Raw genomic sequence first — 7,434 nt, 5'->3', positions numbered from 1 at the left:
AGACCCCCTCCCCCTAGCGGGGGTGGGGGGAGGGGGTTGTGTGGCTCCCCCCCCCCCCCCCGATAGGCCCTACAACATCTTCTCCAGCCCCACCGCCTTGCTGATCCAGGCGTTGAAGCGTCGCCATACCCCTCCGGGCTCGGTCAGCAGCATATGCCGCTGGCCATTGTCCTCGGTGACCCACACCAGCTTCCCGCCCACCAGCTTTGGCTGGTAGCTCAACGCCGGCGCCATGCCCTGTACCGCCAGGTCGCGGGTGTACTCGGCCAGCTCCGGGCTGTCCACCAGCACGCCGACCTCGGTGTTCCACAGCACCGAACGCGGGTCGAAGTTGAACGAGCCGATGAACGTCTTGCGCCGATCGAACACCATCGCCTTGCTGTGCAGGCTCGAGTCGGAGCTGCCGTGCAGGCTCAGGACGCGCCGGGTACTTCGGTCGCCGGGCTGGCGGCGCAGCTCGTACAACTGCACGCCATGTTCGAGCAGGGCGCGGCGGTAGGGCGCGTAACCGCCGTGCACCGCCGGTACGTCGGTGGCCTCCAGCGAATTGGTCAGCAGCTTGACCGAGGTGCCGGCGTCCGCACGGCTGGTCAGGTACAGCAGGCCCGGCTCACCCGGCACGAAGTAGGCCGACACCAGGATCAGCTCGTGCCGCACGCTGTTCAGGTCCGGCGCCAACTGCTGGCTCATCAGCAACTGTGGGTCGGGCTCGTCATCGGCCAGCACTTTGCTCGGCGCGTCCCACAGTGCCTGGCTGTGCGCCCAGATCAGCTCATTGCGCCATACGTCCAGACGTGGCTGTGCCTGGTAGGCCATCAGCCGGTCGTACAGGGCTTTGCGTTTGATGCGTGCCTCGGCCAGGGACACTTCCAGGCGCTGGCGGCTGGCGCGCAGGTCTTCGGCATCGGGCTGCCACCACAGGTAGTCGCCGATCGGCCGGCTCAGGGCGCTGTTCCAGTACTGGTCGAAGCCATGACCGAGTTGCTCGGCCACCGGGCCTACCCCCAACAGGTCGATGTCGGTGAAGTTGAGGTTGGGCTCGGCGTCGAAGTATTCGTCGCCCAGGTTGCGCCCGCCGACGATGGCCATGCTGTTGTCCACCAGGAACAGCTTGTTGTGCATGCGTCGATGCTGGCGTGACAGGTTGAACAGTCGGCCCACGGCGCGCGTCACGCCGGTGCTGCGGCCCAGGTGCAGCGGGTTGAACACACGGATCTGGATGTTCGGGTGGGCATCCAGTGTGCCCATGATGGTGTCCAGGCCATCGCTGGTGGTGTCGTCGAGCAGGATGCGCACGCGCACGCCGCGGTCGGCGGCGCGCAGCAGTTCGTGCACCAGAGCGCGGGTGCTGAGGCCGTCGTGGACGATGTAGTACTGCAGGTCGATGCTCGCCTGGGCGTTGCGGATCAGCTCGGCGCGGGCGCGGAAGGCCTCGTTGCTGTTGGGCAGCAGGCGAAAACCCGAACGCCCCTCGTAGGGCGCGGCCTGGCGTTGCACCGAGCGGCCGAACGCCGATTCACTGGCCGGCAGCGCCTGGCTGACATCACGGGGTGTACCGATGCTGGCGCAGCCTGACAGGCCGAGCAGCAGCACCAGCAGCAGGGGCAAGGCTGGCTGGCGTCTCAAGGGTGAATCGTCCTGTGCGACAGGGGCTTATGGGGTTGGACCGTGGCGGCCGGCGCAACGTTACCCGGCGGCGTGTTCGGCTGCCAGTAGACGATGGGCGGTTTCCCCTACCTTGCGCACCGCGGCTTCGATCTGCGGCGTCGGCCGCGCGGCGAAGTTCATGCGCAGGCAATTGCGGTACTTGCCCGAGGCCGAGAAGATGCTGCCCACGGCGATCTGCACGCCCTGCTCCAGTAAAGCCCGGTTCAGGCGCAACGTATCGAAACTTTCCGGTAGCTCCACCCACAGCATGAAGCCGCCCTGGGGCCGGCTGGCGCGGGTGCCCGGCGGGAAATAACGGGTCACCCAGTCGCACATCTGGTCGCGGCCGCGCTGGTACTGGCTGCGCATGCGCCGCAGGTGCGGCTGGTAGTGGCCCTCGGCGATGAAGTCGGCAATGGCCAGTTGTGGCTGGCAGGCGGTGCTGCCGGTGCTGATGTACTTCATGTGCAGCACCCGCTCCAGGTAGCGCCCCGGCGCCACCCAGCCGATACGCAGGCCCGGTGCCAGGGTCTTGGAAAACGAACTGCACAGCAGCACCCGGCCATCGTCGTCGAACGACTTGATGGTGGGCGGGCGCGGATAGGTGTAGGCCAGGTCGCCATACACATCGTCTTCGAGAATCGCCACGTCGTAGCGCTGGGCGAGGGTGAGCAAGGCCTTCTTGCGCGCCTCGGGCATGATGTAGCCCAGCGGGTTGTTGCAGTTGGGGGTGATCTGGATGAGCTTGATCGGCCACTGCTCCAGGGCCAGCTCCAGCGCTTCGAGGCTGATGCCGGTGATTGGGTCGGTGGGGATCTCCAGCGCTTTCATGCTCAGGCCCTTGAGGGTCTGCATGGCGCCGTGGAAGCTCGGCGAGTCGACCGCGACGATGTCCCCGGGTTGGCACACCGCGCGGATGCTGCACGACAGCGCCTCGTGGCAGCCGGTGGTCACCACCAGGTCGGCCGGGCCCAGGCGGCAGCCGGAATCGAGCATCAGCCGGGCGATCTGCTCACGCAGTTGGGCATTGCCGTGGATGTTGTCGTAGTACAGGCCGGGCATGTCCTGGCGCCGGCTGAGCTGCGCCAGGCTGCGCAGCAGCGGCTTGAGCGTGGGGCTGTCGACATCCGGCATGCCGCGGCCCAGCTGGATCACGTCCGGGCGCGGGGTGGCGCGTATCAGTTCCAGCACCTGTTCCCACTGGGAGATATCCACAGGCCGTTGCGCCGGGCGGCTGATGTCGGGCAGGGCAGGGAGGTTGCGGTCCTCGGCGACGAAGTAGCCGGACTTGGGCCGTGGCGACACCAGGCCGTTGTCCTCCAGCAGGCGATAGGCCTGTTGCACGGTACTCAGGCTGACCCCGTGCTCGGTGCTCAGGGCGCGGACCGAGGGCAGGCGTTGGCCCGGCCGGTACAGGCCCTGCTCGATGCGTGACCCGAGCAGTTCGGCCAGGTTGAGGTAGAGGGTCACGGCATACTCCTGAATATCTTGTGGGGCGGGACCGATACAGATTGTAGGAAAATACTCCATTCAGCCGCCCTGCCGCCAATTCTGTATGGAAATAATAAATCTGTGTTGGATCTGTATTGCTCATGGCCCGCACGCGCATGCTTTCTGCACGCTATGACGTGATCTGGAGGGTGCGGTAATGGGTGGCATGAGCGATGTACGGTTGCAACTGTTGGCCACGGAACTGGAGGCAGGGCAGCGGCCCAAGGTCTACAGCGCTCCGGCGGGGCTCGGGCGCTGGGGGCTCATGCTGCATCGCTGGCGCACCCGCAGGGCCTTGCTGCAGTTGGAGGACTACCAGCTGCGCGATATCGGGCTGACCTGGGAGCAGGCGTGCCGCGAGGCGCGCAAGCCGTTCTGGAAGGATTGAGGGATCAAGGTATTGGGTTGTCAGGGTTGGCCCTATCGCCGGCTTGCCGGCGATAGGGCCCGATACCCGATCACACCAGCTCTTTGAGCCGGTACCACAACATCCCCAGCGCCAACAGCGGCGAGCGCATCAGCTTGCCGCCGGGGAAGGTCGGGTGCGGCACCTTGGCGAACAGGTCGAAACGCCCGCTCTGCTGGCCGCTGATGGCTTCGCCGAGCAGGCGCCCGGCCAGGTGGGTGGCGTTCACCCCATGCCCGGAGTAGGCCTGGGCGTAATAGACGTTCGGCTGCCCGGCCAGGCGGCCGATCTGCGGCAGGCGGTTGGCGCCGATGCCGATCATCCCGCCCCACTGGTAGTCGATGCGCACGTCGGCCAGTTGCGGGAACACCTTGAGCATCTTCGGCCGCATGTAGGCGGCGATGTCCTGCGGGTCGCGCCCGGAGTAGTGGCAGGCACCGCCGAACAGCAGGCGATGGTCGGCGGACAACCGGTAGTAGTCCAGGGCCACGCGCTGGTCGCACACCGCCATGTTCTGCGGCAGCAGCTGGCGTGCACGCTCCTCGCCCAGCGGCTCGGTGGCGATGATGTAGCTACCGGCCGGCAGCACCTTGCCGCCCAGTTCGCGGTTGAGGTCGTTGTGGTAGGCGTTGCAGCACAGCACCAGGGTATTGGCGCGTACCCGGCCCTGGGCGGTGTGCACCTTCACTTCAGGGCCGTAGTCGATGCGGGTGACTTCCGATTGCTCGAACAACCGCACGCCCAGGCGGCTGGCGGCAGCCGCTTCACCGAGCGCCAGGTTGAGCGGGTGCAGGTGCCCCGAGCCCATGTCGATCAGGCCGCCGACATAGCGGTCGGAGCCGACCACCGAATGCATGTCGCCGGGCTGCACCAGGCGCAGTTCATGGCGATAGCCCAGGCTGCGCAGTTCTTCAGCGTCCTCGGCAAAGCCCGCAAGCTCGGCGGGTTTGTTGGCCAGGTCGCAGTAGCCCCAGGTCAGGTCGCAGTCGATGGCGTGGCGCTCGACCCGCTCACGGACGATCTCCACGGCCTCCAGGCCCATCAAGCGCATGCTGCGCACGCCGTCCTCGCCGATCACCGGGAGGAACTGCTCCAGGCCATGGCCGACCCCGCGAATCAGTTGCCCGCCGTTGCGCCCGCTGGCGCCCCAGCCAAGCTTGCGGGCTTCCAGGAGGATCACCGACAGGCCGCGCTCGGCTAGTTCGATGGCGGTGTTCAGGCCCGAATAGCCTCCGCCGACGATGCACACGTCGGCGCTGTGCTCGCCCTGCAGGAACGCGTGGTCCGGGTGTGGCGCGCTGCTGGCGGCGTAGTAGGAGGCGGCGTGCTGCGCGCTATGGATCATCTGTCGATTCCCGGGGCTGAGGCGAAAGGTGGAGGATAGGCAACTGGCCAATCGCGGGGGAGGGACACCCCCCCACCCTCCCTTGTTCCCTTGGGGGGGGTTCGCCCCACGCATAGCCCCCCCCCCTCCTCCCGTTCCTTGATTGTGGTGTTTTGCCCCCCCCCGCGATTGGGCTTATAATTCAACCTCATTCCTCGCTCTGTCCTCGGCCATGTCCTGCAACCGCCACAAGATCCACTTCCTGCGCGAACTCATTCCCTCGTTCGAGTGCGTACCCGGCTGCCACGATTGCTGTGGCCCGGTCACCACCTCGGCCGAAGAAATGGCCCGCCTGCCGCGCAAGACCCCGGCCGAACAGGAAGTGGCCCTGGAGCACCTGAACTGCGTGCACCTGGGCCCCGACGGCTGCACCGTCTACGAAGAACGCCCGATGATCTGCCGCCTGTTCGGCACCACCCCGCGCATGGCCTGCCCGCGTGGCCGCGGGCCTGAGCAGCCGATCGACCCGGCGGCCGAACAACTGGTGCACAGCTATATCGCCAGCACCCGCCAGGTGCTGGTCTGACGCCTCAGTCCGGAATCGGCAGGCACAGGCTCTCTTTCACTTCTTCCATCACGATGTAGCTCTTCGACTCGCGCACGTGCGGCAGCTTCAGCAGGATGTCGCCCAGCAGCTTGCGGTACGAGGCCATTTCCGAGATACGCGCCTTCACCAGGTAGTCGAAATCGCCCGACACCAGGTGGCACTCCAACACGTGGGGCAACTTGAGCACGGCGCGGCGGAACTCTTCGAAGGTATCGCCGGACTTGTAGTCCAGGCTGATCTCGACGAACACCAGCAGGCTGCCCTTGAGGTGCTGCGGATTGAGCCGGGCGTTGTAGCCCATGATGATCCCCTCGCGCTCCAGGCGGCGCACGCGCTCGGTGCAGGGGGTGGTCGACAGCCCGACTTTCTCGCCCAGTTCGGTGAACGAGATGCGGCCGTCATTCTGCAGGATGCGCAGGATATTGCGGTCGATCTTGTCCAGTTCACGCTTGCTCTGGTGCTGGGTTCTCATAGGGGATGCCCCTCCGTCAAAGGCGATTTTGCCGAGAATTCTCGCCAAATATAGGCGTTTATATAGTGAATTGCACTGGGCTCTCCTTCATACAATGCGCGCATCCATGCCATATCAACAAAAGACTGCGGCGAGCCGCGTGCGAGGGATGAACAATGCGAGTACTGGTACTAGGTAGCGGTGTGATCGGAACCGCCAGTGCCTACTATCTGGCCCGGCAAGGTTTCGAAGTCACGGTGGTCGACCGCCAGCCGGCGGTGGCCATGGAAACCAGCTTCGCCAACGCAGGCCAGATCTCGCCCGGCTATGCCTCGCCGTGGGCTGCGCCAGGCGTGCCGCTCAAGGCCATCAAATGGCTGCTGGAGCGCCACGCCCCACTGGCCATCAAGCTCACCGGCGATGTCGACCAGTACCTGTGGATGGCGCAGATGCTGCGCAACTGCACCGCCAGCCGCTACGCGGTGAACAAGGAGCGCATGGTGCGCCTGTCCGAGTACAGCCGCGACTGCCTCGACGAGCTGCGTGCCGAAACCGGCATCGCTTATGAGAACCGCAGCCTGGGCACCACCCAGCTGTTCCGCACCCAGGCCCAGGTGGATGCCGCGGCCAAGGACATCGCCGTGCTGGAGCAGTCCGGCGTGCCTTACGAGCTGCTCGACCGCGACGGCATCGCCCGCGTCGAGCCGGCCCTGGCCGGCGTGAAGGATATCCTCGCCGGCGCCCTGCGCCTGCCTAACGACCAGACCGGCGACTGCCAGCTGTTCACCACCAAGCTGGCCGACATGGCCGTCAAGCTGGGCGTCGAGTTCCGCTTCGGCCAGGACATCCAGCGCCTGGACTTCGCCGGTGACCGCATCAACGGCGTGTGGATCGACGGCAAGCTGGAAACCGCCGACCGCTACGTGCTGGCCCTGGGCAGCTACTCGCCGCAACTGCTCAAGCCGCTGGGCATCAAGGCCCCGGTTTACCCGCTCAAGGGCTACTCGCTGACTGTGCCGATCACCGATGGCGACATGGCGCCGACCTCGACCATCCTCGACGAAACCTACAAGGTGGCGATCACCCGTTTCGACAACCGTATCCGGGTTGGCGGCATGGCCGAGATCGCCGGTTTTGACCTGTCGCTGAACCCGCGTCGACGCGAAACGCTGGAGATGATCGTCAACGACCTTTATCCTCGCGGCGGCGACCTGAGCCAGGCCAGCTTCTGGACCGGTCTGCGCCCGGCCACCCCGGACGGCACGCCGATCGTCGGTGCCACCAAGTTCCGTAACCTGTTCCTCAACACCGGTCACGGCACCCTGGGCTGGACCATGGCATGCGGTTCCGGCCGCCTGCTGGCCGACCTGATTGCCCGCAAGAAGCCGCAGATCAGCGCCGAAGGCCTGGACATCTCGCGCTACGGCAACAGCCGCGAAGCAGCCAGCCAAGGCCAGCCGGCGCCGGCGCACCAGTAAGCGTTCGATGCTGTTGGCCTCATCGCGGGG

7 protein-coding genes are annotated in these 7,434 nt (G+C 66.1%); 3 read left to right on the top strand and 4 right to left on the bottom strand.

Annotation, left to right across the window (positions count from 1 at the left end):
* Nucleotides 1–69 precede the first annotated feature (69 nt).
* Together ACO6VM_RS21760 and ACO6VM_RS21755 are read right to left on the bottom strand one after the other, a co-directional pair.
* Nucleotides 70–1,626 (bottom strand): phospholipase D family protein, encoded by a 1,557-nt coding sequence (locus tag ACO6VM_RS21760; RefSeq protein ID WP_422403811.1) that lies wholly within the window; start codon nucleotides 1,624–1,626, stop codon nucleotides 70–72.
* Between the two features lie 60 nt (nucleotides 1,627–1,686).
* A complete protein-coding gene (locus tag ACO6VM_RS21755; protein WP_401055849.1) occupies nucleotides 1,687–3,117 on the bottom strand; it encodes a PLP-dependent aminotransferase family protein in 1,431 nt (476 codons plus the stop codon).
* A 178-nt stretch (nucleotides 3,118–3,295) separates the two neighbouring features.
* Here ACO6VM_RS21755 and ACO6VM_RS21750 point away from each other — a divergent pair, with 178 nt between their 5' ends.
* Nucleotides 3,296–3,526, top strand: a complete 231-nt coding sequence (locus ACO6VM_RS21750) for a DUF1127 domain-containing protein (protein ID WP_153786728.1) — start codon at nucleotides 3,296–3,298, stop codon at nucleotides 3,524–3,526.
* 70 nt (nucleotides 3,527–3,596) lie between these two features.
* Here ACO6VM_RS21750 and ACO6VM_RS21745 read toward each other — a convergent pair whose 3' ends face one another.
* On the bottom strand, nucleotides 3,597–4,889 hold the full coding sequence (locus tag ACO6VM_RS21745) for an NAD(P)/FAD-dependent oxidoreductase (protein WP_422403810.1): 1,293 nt from the start codon (nucleotides 4,887–4,889) through the stop codon (nucleotides 3,597–3,599).
* A gap of 211 nt (nucleotides 4,890–5,100) precedes the next feature.
* Here ACO6VM_RS21745 and ACO6VM_RS21740 point away from each other — a divergent pair, with 211 nt between their 5' ends.
* Entirely contained in the window at nucleotides 5,101–5,454 is a 354-nt protein-coding gene (locus tag ACO6VM_RS21740) for a YkgJ family cysteine cluster protein (protein ID WP_401055845.1), read from the top strand.
* Between the two features lie 4 nt (nucleotides 5,455–5,458).
* On the opposite strand, the gene dadR is transcribed toward ACO6VM_RS21740, so the two are convergent.
* Entirely contained in the window at nucleotides 5,459–5,947 is a 489-nt protein-coding gene (dadR, locus tag ACO6VM_RS21735) for a transcriptional regulator DadR (protein ID WP_003258963.1), read from the bottom strand.
* A gap of 155 nt (nucleotides 5,948–6,102) precedes the next feature.
* On the opposite strand from dadR, the gene dadA reads away from it, so the two are divergent.
* On the top strand, nucleotides 6,103–7,404 hold the full coding sequence (dadA, locus tag ACO6VM_RS21730) for a D-amino acid dehydrogenase (protein WP_125466048.1): 1,302 nt from the start codon (nucleotides 6,103–6,105) through the stop codon (nucleotides 7,402–7,404).
* Nucleotides 7,405–7,434: the final 30 nt, after the last annotated feature.

Origin of the sequence: Pseudomonas sp. GZD-209 (genome assembly GCF_049310485.1) — a bacterium.
Taxonomy (GTDB): Bacteria; Pseudomonadota; Gammaproteobacteria; order Pseudomonadales; family Pseudomonadaceae; genus Aquipseudomonas; species Aquipseudomonas sichuanensis.
The sequence above is the reverse complement of the archived record's forward strand: the minus strand, read 5'-3'. Positions and strand labels throughout refer to the sequence as shown.

Bases quoted from the DNA above. Each gene is read 5' to 3' on its own strand.
- ACO6VM_RS21750 (WP_153786728.1), top strand. From the start codon at position 3,296: ATGGGTGGCATGAGCGATGTACGGTTGCAACTGTTGGCCACGGAACTG.
- ACO6VM_RS21745 (WP_422403810.1), bottom strand. From the start codon at position 4,889: ATGATCCATAGCGCGCAGCACGCCGCCTCCTACTACGCCGCCAGCAGC.
- ACO6VM_RS21740 (WP_401055845.1), top strand. From the start codon at position 5,101: ATGTCCTGCAACCGCCACAAGATCCACTTCCTGCGCGAACTCATTCCC.
- dadR (WP_003258963.1), bottom strand. From the start codon at position 5,947: ATGAGAACCCAGCACCAGAGCAAGCGTGAACTGGACAAGATCGACCGC.
- dadA (WP_125466048.1), top strand. From the start codon at position 6,103: ATGCGAGTACTGGTACTAGGTAGCGGTGTGATCGGAACCGCCAGTGCC.